We start from the raw sequence: 18,009 nt of genomic DNA, 5'->3' as shown, positions 1-18,009 counted from the left end.
GCCGGTGGCAGGATCTGCTGCTGGCGTGCGCCGTTGAAGTGTTTAGTAGAACTGCTTTCCGGTCCGGCGTGTGTACAGCTGTCTGAACACGCGCTCCCCCGCTCTCGACCACAATTTATATCGCACCGGGCTGAGTACAAGGTCGTAGCAACCTACAAAATCCGTGACCGTCTTGGTGAAGCTCGTTTTGAACAGGCCCAGCCCGTGGTGCGGATGGGTGGGGTCTTTGAGCCGGTCGGCTGGAGGTGTGCCGCAGAAGTCATACTCCACAGCCCCCAGTTCCTTCATGTCATTGATGGCCACCCACTGAACAAGGTGTGAGTCGCCATACTGTGAACGCTTTTGCAGCGATCCGCCGTCCTTATAGGTGGCTTTGGACCCGTAGTTGATGACGAACGCCCCCACCGAAGCGACCCCGTCCTCGTAGACGAAGTAGAAGTGCCCTTGGCCGCGGCTGGCGAACTCGGTCCAGAACTGGCGGTAGTAATTAAAATCACGAACTTGGTTGGTGGATTTCGCCGCGATGGTGCCCACCATCAGCTCATACATGGTGCGCATGGTCGCGTCGGTGGCTTCCATCCGCACCACCTCAACCTCTTCACGAATAGCCCGGCGGACGGCGTTGCGACCGCGGGAGTGAAGTTTGCGCAGCAGTTCGTTGGCCGCCGGGGAGATATCCAACAAGGCGGTGTGGTCATTGGGCTGCAGGTCTGGAACCTTGAGCAGCCCGGCACCGTGCAAGATCGCATGGGCTTCCTCACCGGCAATGACGTCCGGTTCAATCTTGACGGCGAAGACGTTCAGCTTCGCCCGCTTGACGAAGTCCCGCACCGCCTCGAGCATGGCGGGAATCTCTCCCACGTTGGCGACGTCCGGGCCTTTGATGAAGTACCAGAGCCTGCCGAGCACAGGGAATGACTTTTCCAAGACCAGGTTGTAGCTGGTGTAGTCGGGGCCCTCGAAGGCGATGGACTGAGTGTCCCAGCCGTAATTTCCCTTAACCGCGGCAAACGCTGCTGACTGCAGCAAATTGCCACCGTTGGGGTTGGCAGTGACCAGCGAGTCCCATCGATCGATCTCGGCGGCAGTGGCAAATCGGGCAGTGAATTCTGACAAGTGACCCTCAAATAAGTCGGCAGGTGGTTGCACGTTTCAGTGTACCGGGGAAGAATCTCACAGCCGACTCCCAGAACCTCACCAGCCAACGGCCCAGTCCCGCGCGCACCATAAAATCCGTACGGTCGCCATCAAGGGGGCCACAGCGAATGGAACCGATCATGGGTGTGGTGTCCCGAAGCGTAGGAAATGCGTTTCGCAACAAAATTAGAACGAGCGCCGTCGTGGTCATTTTGGCCGTAGCCATTGCCTTGGCCCTCTCCATGCTGGTGGCCAACCAGGGCGTTGGCAGCAAGGTCGACTCGTTGAAGGCCTCGGTGGGCAACAGCCTGACCATCAACCCGGCAGGTTCGCGCGGCGGCCTCGGCGGCGGACAGCCATTGACGACGGCGGACCTCACCAAAGCCGCCGCCGTCACCCACGTGGACAGTGCCACCGGGACGCTGGCCGTGCGGCTGGGCAATTCCGCAGCCACCTCCAATTCGCAGACCGGCGGCTCCACGGCGGCATCAGGTAATGCTGCCCCGACCGGAGCGGGCGGACGGTTTGGCACCAGCGGCACCACGAGCCTGGTATCCGCCGTGGCTCCAGGCCAGCTGGGCCAGCGCAACAACAGCAACGGCAACAGCACCGGTGGTTCCGGCAGTTCCAGCTCCGGTTCAACGGCAGCCCGCCCGGCGTTTAGCATTCCCATCCAGGCCACGGGCGTCTCCACCTCAACCACGGCCACGGGGACTGCCCTCAACCTCACCTCGGGGAAGGCGCTGAGCGACTTCGCACCCACATCAACGCAGTCTCTGGTGGGAACCACTCTTGCCACCAAGAACAATCTGAAGGTGGGCTCCACCTACACCGTGCAGGACCGGACCATGACGGTCACCGGCATCTTTGACTCCGGAACGGTCTTCGATAACAACGCCGTTTATCTGCCGCTGGCAGCCACCCAGACCTTGACCGGCCAGGACGGCCAGCTGAGCAGCATCTCGGTGATGGTGGACAGTATTGACAACGTTGCAGCCACGCAGACGGCGCTGACAAGCACGCTGGGCGCCACCAATGTGGATGTGACGAGCGGTTCCGCAAATCTGCAGTCGGCCATCACGTCCTTGGGCACGGTGGCGAACATTTCCCTCATTGCCTACATCGCCTCACTCATAGCAGCCGGACTCATTGTGCTGCTGATCATGATCATGGTGGTCCGTGAACGCCGCCGCGAAATTGGCGTGCTGAAGGCCATCGGCGCTTCCAGCGGCACCATCGGCGCACAGTTCACCGTCGAGGCCCTCGTTCTGGTCGTCATGGGTTCGGTGGTGGGTGCCGTCATTGCGGCCTTTGCCAGCAACCCCATCGCCAATGCCCTCGTGTCCGGCAACACCTCAAGCTCCACCGCGGCTGCGGGCCGGGGGCCGGGTGCCGGGGGTGGCGGATTTGGAGGAGGCGGCGGGGGCGGCGGCTTTGAACGCGCGCGTGGCGCCTTCGCCGGTGCCGGTCAGCTCATCGGCACCATCAGCACCTCCGTCGGCTGGCAGACGCTGGCCTTTGGAGTCTTGGGCATCTTGTTGATCGCCGTACTCGGCGCGTTGATTCCAGCCCTTCTAACAGCAAAAGTCCGTCCCATCGAAGTACTGCGGGGAGAATAAGCCATGTTGACCGTCACCGACGTCGTCAAGACGTTCAAATCAGGAGACCAGACCATCAAACCGGTGAACGGAGTCACTTTCAGCCTTGAGCAGGGCACCTTCGCCGCCGTCCTCGGCAAGAGCGGCAGCGGCAAAAGCACGCTGCTTTCACTCCTCGGGGCGCTGGACAAGGCCACCTCGGGCGACGTGGTGGTGGATGGGGTGAATATCTCCACCCTTCCGGACAGGAAGTTGACGGCCTACCGCCGCGACGACATTGGTTTTGTGTTTCAGGCCTACCACCTGATCCCGAACCTGTCCGCGCGGGAAAATGTGATGCTGCCCATGGAATTCGCCGGCGTGCCGCACAAGGAAAGGGCCGCCCGTGCCGCCGAACTGCTCACCCAGGTGGGACTCGGCGCGGAAATGCATTCACGCAAGGCCAACAAGCTCTCCGGCGGTATGCAGCAGCGGGTGGCCATCGCCCGGGCACTGGCCAACAACCCCAAGCTCATCCTGGCCGACGAGCCGACAGGGAACCTCGATGATGAAACCGGCGAACTCATCATCGACCTGCTGCGCAAACTCGCCCACGAGAATAAAACCACCATCCTCGTTGTCACCCACGACCACGCCCTGGCCACTCGCACGGACAGGCGGTTCCGACTTGCCCGCGGCCAGCTCACCGAAGACGGCGTCCAAGCCGCCTAAGGAACACTGAAAGCAAGTACTGTCCCACAACGCAATGATGCCGTTGTGGTGATCGGACCCTGCTATAGCGAGGTCCGAACACCACAACGGCATCAAGAGTTGCGACGGCTATTGCCTGCAGCAGCGCACGTTGCCTACTTGCTGGACAGCACGGCCGGCGAGTTTGCGATTTCGGAAGTGACGGCGTCGTGCGTCATGTCTTCCTCAAACTCTGCCATCTGCCCGGGGGCGACGTCGACGATCGTTTCGCGGTCGATCTTGGTCTCCAAGGCCACTTCCTTCACGAAGCACAGTACGACGGCGGCCAGCAGGGCCAGCGGGACCATGAACAGGAACAGCGGGATCAAGGCCTCATTGTAGGACTCGATGATGAGGAGCTTGATGGGTTCGGGCATGCTGTTCACCAGGTGCGGGGTGAAGGAGCTGGCTCCACCGCCACCGGTACCACCGGGGATCTTTTCAGCAATGAGCTGGTACAGGCGGCTGGCGAACATGGCACCAACCACAGCCGAACCGAGCGTGGCACCAACCTGGCGGAAGTAGTTCTGCCCTGCGGTGGCCGTACCCACAAACTTCAGCGGGAACGAGTTCTGCGCAACGAGCGTCAGGATCTGCATGCTGGCACCGAGGCCAATGCCCATGACGCCCAGGTAGACGCAGATGACGTAGATCGGGGTGCCGGTGGTGATGGTGGAGAGCAGCAGCAGTGCCACGGCCAGGATCGCGCTTCCCACGATCGGGGCGACCTTATAGCGGCCGGTGGTGGAGACCCGGCGGCCAACGATGACCGAGACAATCAACATGCAAGCCATCATGGGGATCATCAGCATGCCGGATTCAGCAGCAGAGAAGCCCGTGGCCATCTGCAGGTAGGTGGGCATGTAGCCAATGGCGCCGAACATGGCGATGCCTGTCAGCAGGCCGGCAATGGTGGTCAGCACAAAGTTGCGGTTCTTGAACAACAACATGGGCATGACCGGCTCGGAGACACGGTTTTCCACGATGACAAACAGCGTTCCAGTCACGACAGCGGCGACGGCCAGCCAGATGATCTGCGGGGAGTTCCAATCGTACTGCGAGCCGCCCCACGTGCCGATCAGAACCAGGGCCGTGGTGGCCAAGGCAATGAGCATCATGCCGAAGTAGTCGATCTTGGGACGCGTTGCAAAGACCTTGCGCGGCACATGCAGCAGGAAGATGGCGGCCGCAATGGCCAGCAGTGCCAGCGGCACGTTCATCCAGAACACCCAGCGCCAGCCCGGGCCCTCGGTGAGCCCGCCGCCGATGAGCGGTCCGGCCACGGAGGAGAACGCGAAGACGCCGCCCATGATGCCCATGTACTTACCGCGTTCGCGGGCCGGGACAACGTCGGCGATGGTGGCCTGCGAGAGGATCATCAAACCGCCGCCGCCAAGGCCCTGCACTACGCGGGCGATGATTAGCACGTTCATGTCATTGGCCAAGGCGCCAATGACCGAGCCGACGAGGAAGATGGAAATGGCGAATACGAGCATGGGCTTGCGGCCCAGCAGGTCACCGAGCTTGCCGTAGACGGGCATCATGATGGTGGAGGCCAGGATGAAGGCCGTGATGACCCAGGCCATGTGTTCGACGCCGGAAAGCTCGCCAACAATGGTGGGCAGGGCGCTGGAAAGCACTGTCTGGTTCAGCGATGCCAACAGCATGGTGACCATGAGGCCGGAGAACAGCAGGACGATGTTGCGCTTTTCGCTGCGCTCGGAGTGCCCGGCGGCGGGAGCCGCCGTGGCTTTGGGTTTTATGTCAGTGGAGCTCATAAGGTTGCTTTAATAGTCTCTCTAAAGATTTCAATGGCCTCTTGCACGGCCGGGCTTTGTTCGTTGGTGGATGCACCTGGATCCTTGGCGAAGGCAAACCGCATGACGGTTCCTGCCAGCATCAACAAGGCCAGTGCCGAGTCCCGACCAGGAGGCAGTCCTGACCAGGATTGTTCCTGTGGCCCATTGGGATAGCGTTCAAGCAGCACTGCCTCCACCAATTCCTCACAGACCCGCAAGTGCGAGACGAGGCTTCTGGCCAGTTCTGGATGCCTTTTCTTCAGGACCGTGCGCCTGTCGGTCCGGGATGCCTCTGGAAACATGGAACGGATGACGGCGACCATCAGGTGAACCGTCCGGCCAAAAAGATCTCCGGTTCCGCCAGCGCGGAAGTCGGCAATGGTCTCTTCGGAAAGAGTGGGTGCCTGAATGCCCAGAATGGCGTCTTCCTTGGTGGGGAAGTAGTTGAAGAACGTGCGTTTGGAAACTCCTGCTGCGTCTGCGATGGCTTCCACGGTGGTTTTAGCCAAGCCGTGTTCGCAGGCAAGGCTGGAGGCCTGGTCGTGAATCAAGGCCCACGTGTCTAGGCGGTTGCGCTCTCGCAAGCTCACTGGAGTTTTCTGCATGACTACAGTTTATGCACTCACGCAAAGATTGCACAAGTGCAATCTTTACATTTGTGCAATGTTTTAGCTCACATGCCGCTTGTCGGCACGAACAGATTCCTTTAGACCACGCCTGGCCGTACCCACGTGAACTGCGGCGTCCGCTTGGCCAGGAACGCCGCGACGCCGATCGCAGCATCTTCTCCGGCCGTCATTTCCCGCTGCCAATACAGGTTCCGCTCATCCAAGGCGGCAGCACCGCCGTCGCCTTGGCCAATGAGGTTGATGAGCTCCTTCTGCGCGCGAACGGAAAGCTGCGAGCGCGCTGCCACATGCTGGGCAAACGCCGCAACGCCGTCCCAAAACGTCGACTGCGGGAGCACTTTCGTGGCCAGGCCCAGCCGCAGCGCTTCCGCTGCATCCACAAAATCCCCGGTGAACAGTAAATATCTGGCCGTTGCCGGACCCACCAGCTGCACCAGCCGCTTGATCCCCGAGAGGGGGTAGACAATGCCGATTTTGGCGGGTGTGACTCCGTAGATGGCAGCTGTGGAAGCGAGCCGGAGGTCGCAGGCACCGGCGATCTGCCAGCCACCGCCCACGCAGTAGCCGTCGATGGCGGCGATGGTCGGTTTAGGGAACTGGGCCAGCGCTTCCTCTGCCACGGTGATGTCTCCCCCGGCACCTTCCCCGGCCCCTTCCTCCGCCCCGTCCTCCGCCTCTTCTTCCGGAGCCCGGTGGCGCAGGATCGCCTGCACCGAGGCGATGTCGGCCCCGGCGGAGAAGTGGCCACCGGCCCCGCGCACCACCACGACCTTCACGGTGTCGTCATCGGCCAACTCGGCAAGCAGTCCCGGAAGAAGTTGCCACATGGGCTGCGTCAGAGCATTGCGCATAGATGGGTTGTCCAAAACTAGATACGCCACCGGTCCGCTGTGCGAGACCGTTACGGTGCCCGCCCCCCGCTCAGCCACGATGTTCCCCTCCCCCGGCGCCACCCAAGGTAGTATCCGCAGTGCCACCCAAGGTGCCGACGGGCGCGGCGGGGCTGCCGGCGTCGTACACCACTCCTGCCTCCACCAAGCCTGCGATCTGTTCGGCGCTGAGCCCCAGCCCGTCCAAAATCGCCAGCGTGTCCTGACCCAGCGCCGGAGGGGCCTTCGCCACCTGCGGAGCTTGGCCGTTGATGGAGACGGGCCCGCGCAACAGCGGCAGGACGGAGCCGTCGCTGCGGTGGACGGTTTGCACCATCGCCAGGTGCTTGACCTGAGGATCCGCGAAGGCTTGCGCGTAGTTGTAGATGGGCCCGGCCGGGATGCCCGCCGTTTTGAGCCGCTCCAGCCACTGTGCAGCGGTATGCCCTGCCAGCAGCCCGTCGATGCGCACGCGCAGTTCCTCCCGGTGTACGGTGCGCAGCCTGCTCGTGGCATAGTCGGGGTGCTCTGCCAGTTCCGGGGTACCGAGCAGTTCACACAGCTGCACCCATTGCTTTTCACTGCCCACGGCCATGATGAGCGGGATGTCGCCAGTCTGGAACACGCCGTACGGGGACAGCACCGGGTGATTGTTGCCGTGCGGCACGGGCACCTCCCCCGTGCTGAGGAACTGCTGACCCTGGAAGGCGGACAGCGAAAGCCCCGTCTCCAACAACGACGCCGAGACCGAGCTCCCAGCCCCGCCCTCCTTCCGCCCGGCCAAGGCTGCTGCAATGCCGAAGGCCGTGTAGACGCCGGTGACGAGGTCCACGATGGGCACACCCACCCTGTACATGTGCTCGGCGTCCAGACCGGTGACGGACATGAGCCCTGACATGCCCTGCGCCACCTGGTCCAAACCGGCCGCACTGCTCAGCGGCCCCGTGGCGCCAAAGCCGGTGACCGAGGCAATGATCAAGCCGGGCTTGGCAACACGCAGCAACTCAGCGTCCAAGCCTGTGGAGGCCAGCACGCCGGGGCGGAAATTTTCAATCAACACATCGCTCGCCACAGCGAGGTCCCACAGCAGCTTCTTACCAGCCGGTGCGTAAAAATCCACTGCCACTGAGCTTTTTCCACGGTTCACTGAGTCGAAATACAGTGAGTGGTCGCCGTCAAAAGGTGCCCAACTGCGGGAGGAATCCCCACCCTTGATGCTCTCCACCTTCGTCACTTCAGCACCCATGTCGCTGAGCAGCGAAGCTGCGTAGGGGCCTGCGAGCGCGCGGGACAGATCCATGACCTTGATGCCGGACAGCGGCAGATCCTGCCGGGAGGGCCCCTGCTCAGGCAGACTCGACTCAGCCACGCGGGCCACCGGCTCCGGGGAGACGCAGCTTGACGTTGATTTGCTTCGTCTGTGTGAAGCCGGCCAGCATGCCCTCAAGGGAGACTTCCCGGCCAATGCCGCTTTGCTTGTAACCTCCATAGGACTGCCCCGGCACCTGCCCGCCGCCCTGGTTGACCTGCACCCAGCCAGCTTCGATGCGGTGCGCGGTGGTCAGCGCCTCGTCCAGGTTGTGGCTGAACACGTAGGCGGCCAGCCCGTAGTTGGTGTCGTTGGCCATGTCCACGACTTCGTCGACGCCGCGCCACGGAATGGCCAGCAGGACCGGGCCAAAGATCTCCTCCCGGGCAATCCTGAACTCATTTTTCGCCCCGGTGAACAGGGTGGGCAGGTGGTAGTAGCCTTCCGTCAACGGGCCCGACGCCGGTTCCTCCCCTCCGATCACCGCCGCCATACCTGCGGTGCTGCGGCCTTCCTGCAGGAATCCGCTGATGGCCGTGTGCTGCTTGGCGTTGATGACGGCGCCGATGTCCGAGGATTCCTCCAGCGGGTCCCCCACCTTCATGGCGCCCAGCTTCGTGCTGAGCGTGCCCACTAGATCGTCAAAAATATCCGCATGGATGTATAGCCTGGACCCGGCCGTGCAGCTTTGCCCCTGCCGGGCGAAGCGAGAGGCGAGCAGCAGGCTTTGGAGGAGTTCGTCGTCGTCCTTCCCTCCCGTCCACGCATCAGGGAACACGATTGAAGGATTCTTTCCGCCCAATTCCAACGATTGGTGTGCCAGCCGCTCCCCCGCCTGCGCGCCGACCTGGCGGCCCACCCGCGTGGAACCGGTGAAGGAAACCTTGTCGACGCCCGGGTGGACGGCCAGGGCGGAACCGATGAGCTCGCCGGTGCCGGTGAGCGCATTCACCACACCGGCTGGCAGGTGCTTGTTGCAGACTTCGGCCAGCAGCAGGATGCTCAGCGGAGCCTCATTGGCGGCTTTCACAATGACGGTGTTGCCCGTTGCCAGCGCAGCGGGAATCTTGAAGGCGGCGATGAGCAGGGGCGAGTTCCACGGCAGGATCGCCGCCACCACGCCGAGCGGTTCAAGGCGGGTGTACTGGAGCTGGTCTTCGCCAGCTGGCAGAGTGGTTCCCTTCACCTCGGCGGCAGTGCCGGCAAAGTAACGGAACATGGCCACGAGCGAGGTGACTTCGGGCCGGGCCTGGGTGCGCAGTGCGTTCCCCGTGTCCAGGGCCGTGAGGTGGGCGAACTCCTCCGTGCGCCGTTCCACTTCATCAGCAATGGCCAGCAGGGCGGATGCACGTGCGGAAAAGTGCAGGTAACGCCAACCACGGAACGCCGCCCGGGCGGCCGCGACAGCAAGGTCCACATCCGCGGGCGTACCAGCAGGGACTCGGGCAATGACCGTTTCACGCCGGGCCGGGTTGTGGACGTCGTGCCAGTTCCCGGAGGTGGAAGAAACCGGCTCACCGTTGACCCACATGGGGTGGTCCCTGACGACCCACTGCGAGCCGGATTGGGCGGGTGATTGTGCTGTCATGACCAAAGCCCCTTTGCTTCAGGAAAAAACACGTACTTCACATGTCGCGGTTGCTGCCGCACAGCTCCACTGTCACACCCGCGCGCCGCGCATGCAAGCATTTACAGCGCCGACGGCCCCGGCTGCCCCGGCCCGGCATGTCCCAGCCCGGCATCCCTGGCCCGCACCATCGCCTGCGCCCGGTCCGCCACACGTAATTTCGCCAGCACAGCGGAGACCACATTGCGCACAGTTTTTGGTTCAGCTCCAGAGCCCCGGCGATGGCCGCATTGTCTTCCCCGCGTGCCACATGCTCCAGCACCTGCCGTTCCCTCGGCGTTAGTTCCGGAAACGGTTGCACCGCCAGCGCCGGGCCCGCTGCGGCAAAGAAGGCCTGCATACGCCGCGCAATCGCAGCCGAATACAGTGCTTCCCCTTCCGCAACAGCCCGCACGGCCCGTTCAATCCCGTCAATGTCAGCACCCTTCAGCAAGTAGCCCAGCGCTCCGGCCCGCATCGAGGCGAAAACGGAATCATCGTCGTCGAACATGGTCAGAATGCAAATTTTCACCCCCGGCACGTCGCGCACCAGCCGTCGTGTGGCCTCGGCGCCGTTGATGTCCGGCAGGTGCAGGTCCATGGGCACCACGTCCGGGCGGTGTTCCAAGACGGCGGCAATTCCACCCAGCCCGTCCTCCGCCTGCGCCAACACCACCATCCCTGCAGTCTCCAACAGGGACTGCAGCCCGCGCCGGAACACCGGATGGTCATCGACTATCACCACGGTCACGGCGTTCACGGCGTTCACGGCTGCTCCAATCCCGGGGTTGGCGACAGCGGCAACCAGGCCCGCACCCGCGTCCCTGCGCCCGTTCCCGTGCCTGCCCCCTCGGCGCAGGTGATGGTGGCACGGCCACCCAGTTCCCGCGCGCGCTGGCGCATGGAGTCAAGCCCCACCCCTGCCCTGGCGGACGACGGCGGCACCCAACTTCCGCTGTCCGTCACCGTGACGCGCAGCCGTTTCTCGCTGCCGTGCTGAGCGCCGTGCGGGCGGCAAGGGCGTGGCTGGTGTTCATCCACCCACCCCCAATGCGCCTGTCGTTGGCTGATGGAGCAACCATAGTTCAGGGCCTGTGCTGCGGGAAGGCCTGCGGCCGGCGGCGCAACACCGAGGCGCCTGCCCCCACAGCAAAGGCGCCGAAGAGCAGGTGAGTGTCAAAAAACGCCATGGCCGGAACAAGAAAGTCGAGAACAAAAAACAGCAGCAGCGCCACTGGCACCCACAGGGACGTGACCCTTGACTTCAGCAGGGCAATGGCCGTGCAGACCATGCCCACGGCATTTCCCAGCAGAAACGGCACCAGCAGGGCCAGCATGCCGGTGCTTGCCACCGTCAATTGCTCAGCTGCAGAAGCTGCCGCTGCCGCCCCGCCGGAGCCAAAGCTGTAAAACGCCAGGAGTGCGCCGTTCATGCACAAGAACGCCACCATGCCCACGGTGATGGCGGCCACCGCAATCCGGCTCACTATGGACGACTTGGGGCTAGCCAACTGCAGCAGGCCCACAAGTCCGGCCAGCAGCAAGGGAACGCCGACAATATTCAGCAGCACGCCCAGCATGCCCACGCCGCCACGTTCGGAGAACGCCTCGATGTAGTTGGCCACAGTAGCCTCGCCCTGTAGGAAAGCGGTGTTCACGAACGACTACGCCGCGTTCAGCACCGCCCCCTAATTCCCCGGAACTGATGCTTGTTGCCATCGCTGATTCTCCTTCGCGATGCTGGTGCATTGATGGGTATTGCACCAGCATCCGTCCAGCACCGTCCGGGGCGGCAGTGTCCGGCGTCCCGGGCGGTCCGGGATTCTGCGGATCATCCCCTGCGTACGTCCACGTTTCGGCAGGCTCCGACGTCGTCAACACGCTAGGCCACCTTGACCGCCTCGACGGAGGTGACATGAATAGCGGCGGCGGCGATCGACACCGGGGTTCCGTACCCCCGACAAATTCACTTATCCCTAATTTTGCGTTCCTGATTCTTCCTTGTCCCGGCCGGTGGAGTGGGTTGTGGGACACGAAAAATGCCGCCACTCATCCACCCGTCCCAAGGGTTCAGCCCCGGAATAGGTGGAGAAGCGGCGGCATCGATCAGGCGGCCGGAGTAGGTGCCTTGGTTACAGGCCCAGCTCGGTGCGCAGACGCGACACGTGGCCATCTGCTGCGACGTTGTATTCAGCGCTGTGCACCGTGCCGTCTGCATTGAGCACGACGGTTGAGCGCAACGTACCGATCATCTTGTTGCCGTTGATGACCTTTTCGCCCCAGGCGCCCCAAGACTCGGCAACTTCGTGCTCGACGTCGGAAAGGAGCGGGAAGTTCAGGTCAAATTCCTCAGCGAAAGCGGTCAGGGCTTCCTGCGGGTCGGTGGAGATGCCAACAACATCCACGCCGCCGGCCTTCAATGCAGCCAAGCTGTCGCGGAAGTCGCATGCCTCGGTGGTGCAGCCGGGGGTGGCTGCCTTGGGGTAGAAGTAGACAACGACCTGACGGCCAGCGAAGTCGGACAGGTTGACGTTCTTGCCATCTGCATCGGGAAGGGTAAAGCCGGGAGCCTGCTGGCCGGGCGTAAGTTGAGTTGACATGTCTCTCCAATAATTTCGTCTGGTGGAATTGAAATATTGCTCTATGAAATAAGTTTAGAGTCGGTACAGCGTGCCGTCAACGTTGGTGCTACAACTGGCCCACCACACCCCGCTCTAATGGCAAAACAAGCCAGGCCTGTAAAAGATTCCGGATTCTGTGATTGACATCTCCGCTGTGATGCTGTTCACTATTCATATGCTGAAATAACAGTTCCACGATACGAAAATAGATTTTCTTCGTATAGCCAACACCGTGGATGCCAGCACCGACTCGCAAGGACTGACAAGCAATGCTGCTTGAACACTTCAACGACGCAGAGACAGCCGAAGCAATGGCTGTTCTTCGCCCATGCATCGACATTGAACGCTGGTGCAGCGAAATCATCGCCGCCCGTCCGTTCGCCGATCTGGACGAGCTCCTCAACTGCGCCCGCACCGTCGCGGATCCTTTTACCGACGACGAAGTGGCCTCCGCCATGGCACACCATCCCCGGATCGGTGAGCGTGCAGCAGGCGCCAGTACTGAAGCGAGCCTGTCCCGCAAGGAACAATCCGCCGTGGACCCCAGCGACAGTGCCGTCGTCACCGCACTGGCCGAGGGCAACCGCGCCTACGAAGCCAAATTTGACCAGGTGTTCCTGATCCGAGCCGCTGGCCGGACACCACAGGAGATCATTGACACCCTTCACCAGCGCATGAAGAATACCGCTGAGGAAGAAAACCTCATAGTCGCCCAGCAACTGCGAGAAATCGCACTGCTGAGGCTCGAAGGAGTGATGAGCGCATGAGCGTCTCCCATATAACCACCCACATTCTGGATACCGCAGCCGGGAAACCTGCTGCTCGTGTCGCCGTCGAGCTTTACGCCCGCGACGGCGAGGCATGGGTCCAGATTGCGTCGGGCACCACTGATGCTGACGGGCGGGTGAAAGACCTTGGCCCCGAGCGATTGCAGAGCGGTAACTACCAACTGCGGTTCGACACGGGCGCCTACTTCGCCGGCATCAAATCGGACACCTTCTTTCCGGAGGTATCCCTGACCTTTGCGGTCGAGGAAAGTCAGGAGCACTACCACGTGCCCCTATTGCTTAGTCCATTCGCCTATTCAACATACAGAGGAAGTTAAATCATGACTGACAACAACATCATCTTGGGCGCCAACCAGTACGGCAAGGCTGAGGTCCGTCTGGTCAAGTTGACACGCGACACCGACCGTCACGAGATCGAAGATCTCAATGTCACGTCCGAGGTTCGCGGAGACTTCAACGCTGCACACATCGATGGCGACAACGCCCACGTTGTCCCCACCGACACGCAGAAGAACACCATCTACTCGTTCGCCCGTGACGGCGTTGGCTCACCGGAAGCTTTCCTGCTTCGCTTGGGCAAGCACTTCACCGACGAATTTGCATGGATCGACGGCGGCCGCTGGGCAGCCGAGCAGTACGGATGGAACCGCATCGTCGCCAATGGCGCCGAGCACGACCACTCGTTCGTCAAGAGCAACCAGGAAGTCCGCACCGCCGTCGTCGTCAAGGACGGCGACAAGACCCAGGTGCTGGCCGGTCTGAAGAACCTCACAGTTCTGAAGTCCACCCAGTCCGGTTTCGATGGTTTCCCGGTTGACAAGTACACCACCTTGGAAGCAACCAACGACCGCATCATGAGCACCGACGTTGCTGCTCGCTGGCGCTTCAACCCCGAGGCTGTCGACGCCGACTTCGACTTCAACAAGTCCTACGAAGACGTCAAGGCTCTCTTGCTGGAAGGCTTCACCGAAGGCTTCTCACACGCTTTGCAGAACACCCTGTTCGAAATGGGCAAGAAGGTTCTCAACGCGCACCCGGAGATCGATGAAATCAAGTTCTCCATGCCTAACAAGCACCACTTCGTTGTTGACCTGTCCCACTTCGGCCAGGACAACCCCAACGAAGTCTTCTTCGCAGCAGACCGTCCTTACGGCCTGATCGAAGGCACCGTGCTTCGCGAAAACGCATCGGATGCAGGCAACGTCTGGGAAGGCGTCGCAGGCTTCTGCTAAGAATTACCGGGCTTCGATGAAGCCCAAGTCATTGCAAGACAAATAGTTGGGCGGGGGACTTCGGTCTCCCGCCCAACTGGCACGGCAGCCCCCAAAGTGAGCTGACGTATAACCCAAGGTAAGCAGACAAGGAGGTCCGCTATGACCAGGAGTTCACGATCCGCCGTAGCAGCCGCAAAACCGGCCCGGCCAGAGGACGAACGTCTAGGAATAGGTGCAAGTTTCGCCTATGGATTCCAACACGTACTAACCATGTACGGCGGAATTATCGCCGTACCACTAATTGTTGGTCAGGCCGCGGGCCTGAACCCGGGCGATATCGGCCTGCTTATTGCAGCCTGTCTGTTCATGGGTGGACTAGCCACCCTTCTTCAGACTATCGGGGTGCCGTTCTTCGGCTCCCAGCTCCCGCTGGTGCAGGGCGTATCGTTCGCCGGCGTGGCAACCATGGTGGCAATTGTCACCTCTGTTGGCCCCAGTGACGATCACCTCGGACTCCGTAACGTTTTCGGTGCGGTCATCGTCTCGTCCCTGCTGGGCCTGATCATCTCCCCGATCTTCTCCAAGGTCATCAAGTTCTTCCCGCCGGTCGTGACCGGCACCGTCATCACCGTGATCGGTTTGTCCTTGATGCCAGTGGCGGCCAACTGGGCCATGGGTGGCAACTCCAAGGCCGACAACTACGGCAGCGTGGCCAACATCGGCCTGGCAGCGCTGACTCTCGTCATTGTGCTGCTGCTGAGCAAGCTCGGAAACAGCACCATCTCACGCTTGTCCATCCTCCTGGCGATCGTCATCGGCACCCTCATCGCCGTTGCTATTGGCATGGCTGACTTCTCCAAGGTGGGCAACGGCGCTATCGTCGCCTTCCCGACCCCGTTCCACTTGGGCGTTCCGACCTTCCAGCTCGCCGCCATCATCTCGATGTTTATCGTGGTTCTGGTCATCATGGTTGAAACTTCTGCTGACATCCTGGCCGTCGCGGAAATCGTGGACACCAAGGTCGACTCCCGCCGTCTTGGCGACGGCTTGCGCGCCGACATGGCCGCCAGCGTTATCGCACCCGTCTTCGGATCCTTCACGCAGAGCGCCTTCGCCCAGAACGTGGGCCTGGTCGCCGTCACCGGCATTAAGAGCCGCTTCGTCGTTGCTGCCGGCGGTGTCATCCTCGTAGTCTTGGGTATTCTGCCGGTTATGGGTCGCGTGGTCGCTGCAGTGCCGCTGCCCGTCCTTGGCGGCGCTGGCATCGTCCTGTTCGGCACGGTTGCCGCCAGTGGTATCCGCTCACTGTCCGTTGTCAGCTACAAGAACAACATGAACCTGATCATCGTTGCCACGTCCATCGGTGCTGGCATCATCCCGATCGCTGCACCGACGTTCTACGATCAGTTCCCCACCTGGTTCGCCACGATCTTCCACTCCGGCATCAGCTCCGCCGCCGTCGTGGCAATCCTGCTCAACCTGTTGTTCAACCACTTCAAGTTCGGCAATCCAGATAATCCCTCAGTATTTGCCGCAGGCACCGAACGGCTTGTGCCTGCCGAAGTGGTGGACTGCCTGGAACACGGCGACCGTTGGGAAGATGGCAAGCTCATCGACGCCGACGGCAAGGAAGTCGCGATCCGTCCTGTGGAAGCCGAGCACTAAGCTTCCTGCTTGAGACCTCCGTCTGCAAAGCTGCCGCCGCCCCCATCATCGGGGACGGCGGCAGCGCCGTTTAACTTGGATCTTTCACGACGGATGTTGCAATAAGTAAAACGTGCAGGATGTTGACCGAGCGGGGGAGTTGAGTTTCCAGGGAGTTGGCGGTGTGGGATGGTGCGGGTGGGAGTACCAACCGGCCCCAACCGCTGTAATCCAAGACCAACGCTCCTGCACCTTTCGGCGTATATTTTCCGACGCTCCCTCAGTTCATGCGGGAGCGTTGAGTAATACACACCTGAAGCTGCAGGAGCGTCGGGGAGGGACAGGCTTGCTACGATTCAGTCGTGGCTTACCCAGGCGCGGACTAGAGGCGAACTAGGGGCAAACTAGCCGCGGCCTACAAACGGCATTCCGGCCGCCGTGACCACGAGTTGGCCAATGTTGGCGCTGGCCGGCATGCCAGCCATGTACAGGACGGTCTTGGCAGCTTCTGCCACAGGGAACGTCGGTTCCACCAGCAGGCTGCCGTTGGCTTGCAGGGCACCGCTGTTGACGCCAAGGTCGGCCATGATGGCGGTGGCAGTGTTGCCAATGTCAATCTGGCCACAGCTAATGCCAAATGCGCGCCCGTCCAGTTCAATGGACTTGGTCAGACCGCTGATGGCATGTTTGCTCACGGTGTATGCCGCAGACTTCGGGCGGGGCGAGTGCGCCGAAATGGAGCCGTTATTGATGATCCGCCCACCCTGGGGTTCCTGCGCCTTCATGGTGCGCATGGCTTCGGCAGCGCAGATCATGGATCCCGTCAGATTGACGGCCAGGGTAGCGTTCCAATCGGCCAATGAGATCTCATCAACCGAACCAAAGGGGCCAAACATCCCAGCATTGTTGAACAATACGTCAACGCGACCAAAATGTTCCACAGCCTGGCGGAACAGGTTTTCCACCTGCGTCGGATCGCAAACGTCCGTCGGTACGCACAACGCCCGTGTATTGCCCTGTGCAGCCTCGATGAGCTCTGCCTCACGCCTACCCGCCAAAACTACCGTGTAGCCCGCTGAAAGGGCCTCCTGGACCACGGCTCGACCTATGCCGGAGCCGGCACCGGTGACAAGCAGGACCTTGGATGCCTCCAACTCCCCCGCACCGGGTTCTGGTGATTCTGTTGTTTCACGGTTCATCTCGGCTCCTTGATGGTGGCTGTCTCAGGGGAATGACCTTGGACCGATCCTAGGCGGCTGGGCTAACGACCAGCCAACGGAACGCGGGCGGACGCAGCCGCGTCATTCAACTGTCATTTCATTCGACGCTCATTTTGAATATTTCACTAGGTGAGATCCAATTTTCGTCATACGAACGAGATTATATGAGCCACCTCACAGGTAGTCAAACCCTAACGCGCGCATGACTAAAGGGTGGATAGGTGTTGCATCCCTTGGATGCACACAGTATTCTCAACATACAATATTTTGTTTTCATATGGTGATAATCATCTGATGGGGCCCTTATCGGGATGCCTCACGCCCACGCCTCGTTCGACGGAGAACGCGTGGCGGGCGGGACGACGCCGCCTCGCCAACGCGGAGGTGCGTGACTGCAACGTGGAAAGAGGTATCAAGTGCTACAGCGAGACGAGAACTCCCATATCCTTAGCGGGTTGACTAACCAGCTTCCTGATCGTGATCCGGATGAGACTGCCGAGTGGCTTGAGTCTTTGGATGCGTTGATTCAGGATCGTGGCACGGAGCGTGCCCAGTTCATTATGCGTAGTTTGCTCCAGCGTGCGGGGGCGCGCAGTGTTGGGGTGCCGATGGTGACGACTACTGATTATGTGAACACGATTCCGGCTGATCAGGAGCCTGAGTATCCTGGCAAGGAGGGCATCGAGCGGAAGTATCGTGCGTGGTTGCGGTGGAACGCAGCTATTTTGGTGCATCGTGCGCAGGCTCCTGATATTGGTGTGGGTGGGCATATTTCCACTTATGCTGGTGCGTCGACGTTGTACGAGGTTGGTTTTAATCATTTCTTCCGGGGTAAGGATCATCCCG

Annotated in this window: 17 protein-coding genes and 1 pseudogene; 7 read left to right on the top strand and 11 right to left on the bottom strand. The window is 61.4% G+C overall.

Translation table 11 applies throughout. The features are described 5' to 3' along the window. Positions 1-42 precede the first annotated feature (42 nt). A complete protein-coding gene (locus JMA46_RS08740) occupies positions 43-1,116 on the bottom strand; it encodes a peptidoglycan bridge formation glycyltransferase FemA/FemB family protein (protein ID WP_207344956.1) in 1,074 nt (357 codons plus the stop codon). 149 nt (positions 1,117-1,265) lie between these two features. Between JMA46_RS08740 and JMA46_RS08735 the strand changes: the two genes are divergently transcribed. Both JMA46_RS08735 and JMA46_RS08730 read left to right on the top strand, forming a co-directional pair. Beyond that, positions 1,266-2,756, top strand: a complete 1,491-nt coding sequence (locus tag JMA46_RS08735) for an FtsX-like permease family protein (protein WP_348770099.1) — start codon at positions 1,266-1,268, stop codon at positions 2,754-2,756. Positions 2,757-2,759: 3 nt separating this feature from the next. Beyond that, the gene (locus JMA46_RS08730; protein ID WP_207344955.1) at positions 2,760-3,446 is read left to right on the top strand and encodes an ABC transporter ATP-binding protein; all 687 of its coding nucleotides are present in this window, start codon (positions 2,760-2,762) and stop codon (positions 3,444-3,446) included. A 134-nt stretch (positions 3,447-3,580) separates the two neighbouring features. Here the strand turns inward: JMA46_RS08730 and JMA46_RS08725 are convergent, their stop codons facing one another. From JMA46_RS08725 to bcp, 9 genes are all read right to left on the bottom strand, one after another. After that, positions 3,581-5,242: an MDR family MFS transporter gene (locus JMA46_RS08725; RefSeq protein WP_207344954.1), complete on the bottom strand. Its 1,662-nt coding sequence runs from the start codon at positions 5,240-5,242 to the stop codon at positions 3,581-3,583. Beyond that, entirely contained in the window at positions 5,239-5,868 is a 630-nt protein-coding gene (locus JMA46_RS08720; RefSeq protein ID WP_207344953.1) for a TetR/AcrR family transcriptional regulator, read from the bottom strand. Before JMA46_RS08720 ends, JMA46_RS08725 begins: the two co-directional genes overlap by 4 nt. A 101-nt stretch (positions 5,869-5,969) precedes the next feature. Further along, complete coding sequence (locus JMA46_RS08715) at positions 5,970-6,821, bottom strand: enoyl-CoA hydratase-related protein (RefSeq protein WP_207344952.1); 852 nt, start codon at positions 6,819-6,821, stop codon at positions 5,970-5,972. After that, the gene (locus JMA46_RS08710; protein ID WP_207345000.1) at positions 6,814-8,130 is read right to left on the bottom strand and encodes a CaiB/BaiF CoA-transferase family protein; all 1,317 of its coding nucleotides are present in this window, start codon (positions 8,128-8,130) and stop codon (positions 6,814-6,816) included. Before JMA46_RS08710 ends, JMA46_RS08715 begins: the two co-directional genes overlap by 8 nt. Further along, entirely contained in the window at positions 8,123-9,658 is a 1,536-nt protein-coding gene (locus JMA46_RS08705) for an aldehyde dehydrogenase family protein (RefSeq protein ID WP_207344951.1), read from the bottom strand. Before JMA46_RS08705 ends, JMA46_RS08710 begins: the two co-directional genes overlap by 8 nt. Positions 9,659-9,695: 37 nt before the next feature. Further along, a complete protein-coding gene (locus JMA46_RS08700) occupies positions 9,696-10,445 on the bottom strand; it encodes a response regulator transcription factor (RefSeq protein WP_348770098.1) in 750 nt (249 codons plus the stop codon). After that, entirely contained in the window at positions 10,442-10,717 is a 276-nt protein-coding gene (locus JMA46_RS08695) for a hypothetical protein (RefSeq protein ID WP_207344950.1), read from the bottom strand. Before JMA46_RS08695 ends, JMA46_RS08700 begins: the two co-directional genes overlap by 4 nt. Before the next feature lie 44 nt (positions 10,718-10,761). Further along, positions 10,762-11,334: a hypothetical protein gene (locus JMA46_RS08690; protein WP_207344949.1), complete on the bottom strand. Its 573-nt coding sequence runs from the start codon at positions 11,332-11,334 to the stop codon at positions 10,762-10,764. A 474-nt stretch (positions 11,335-11,808) separates the two neighbouring features. Then, positions 11,809-12,276 carry a thioredoxin-dependent thiol peroxidase gene (gene bcp / locus JMA46_RS08685; RefSeq protein WP_207344948.1) on the bottom strand — a complete coding sequence of 156 codons (468 nt, stop codon included), beginning with the start codon at positions 12,274-12,276 and terminating at the stop codon, positions 11,809-11,811. A 290-nt stretch (positions 12,277-12,566) separates the two neighbouring features. Here bcp and uraD point away from each other — a divergent pair, with 290 nt between their 5' ends. The 4 genes from uraD (at position 12,567) to JMA46_RS08665 (ending at position 15,964) form a co-directional block, all read left to right on the top strand. Beyond that, the gene (uraD, locus tag JMA46_RS08680) at positions 12,567-13,064 is read left to right on the top strand and encodes a 2-oxo-4-hydroxy-4-carboxy-5-ureidoimidazoline decarboxylase (protein ID WP_207344947.1); all 498 of its coding nucleotides are present in this window, start codon (positions 12,567-12,569) and stop codon (positions 13,062-13,064) included. Continuing rightward, complete coding sequence (gene uraH, locus JMA46_RS08675) at positions 13,061-13,402, top strand: hydroxyisourate hydrolase (RefSeq protein WP_207344946.1); 342 nt, start codon at positions 13,061-13,063, stop codon at positions 13,400-13,402. Before uraD ends, uraH begins: the two co-directional genes overlap by 4 nt. A gap of 3 nt (positions 13,403-13,405) precedes the next feature. Continuing rightward, positions 13,406-14,317, top strand: coding sequence for a factor-independent urate hydroxylase (gene pucL, locus JMA46_RS08670; RefSeq protein ID WP_207344945.1), 912 nt, complete (start codon positions 13,406-13,408; stop codon positions 14,315-14,317). Between the two features lie 141 nt (positions 14,318-14,458). Further along, a complete protein-coding gene (locus tag JMA46_RS08665) occupies positions 14,459-15,964 on the top strand; it encodes a nucleobase:cation symporter-2 family protein (RefSeq protein ID WP_207344944.1) in 1,506 nt (501 codons plus the stop codon). Positions 15,965-16,347: 383 nt separating this feature from the next. Here the strand turns inward: JMA46_RS08665 and JMA46_RS08660 are convergent, their stop codons facing one another. Beyond that, the gene (locus JMA46_RS08660) at positions 16,348-17,142 is read right to left on the bottom strand and encodes an SDR family oxidoreductase (protein ID WP_207344943.1); all 795 of its coding nucleotides are present in this window, start codon (positions 17,140-17,142) and stop codon (positions 16,348-16,350) included. Positions 17,143-17,579: 437 nt separating this feature from the next. Between JMA46_RS08660 and JMA46_RS08655 the strand changes: the two are divergent. Then, a pseudogene (locus JMA46_RS08655) lies at positions 17,580-18,009 on the top strand (pyruvate dehydrogenase (acetyl-transferring), homodimeric type); the annotation flags it as partial.

Origin of the sequence: Arthrobacter sp. E3, from assembly GCF_017353415.1 — a bacterium.
Taxonomy (GTDB): Bacteria; Actinomycetota; Actinomycetes; order Actinomycetales; family Micrococcaceae; genus Specibacter.
This window is presented reverse-complemented; position numbering and strand designations above follow the sequence as displayed.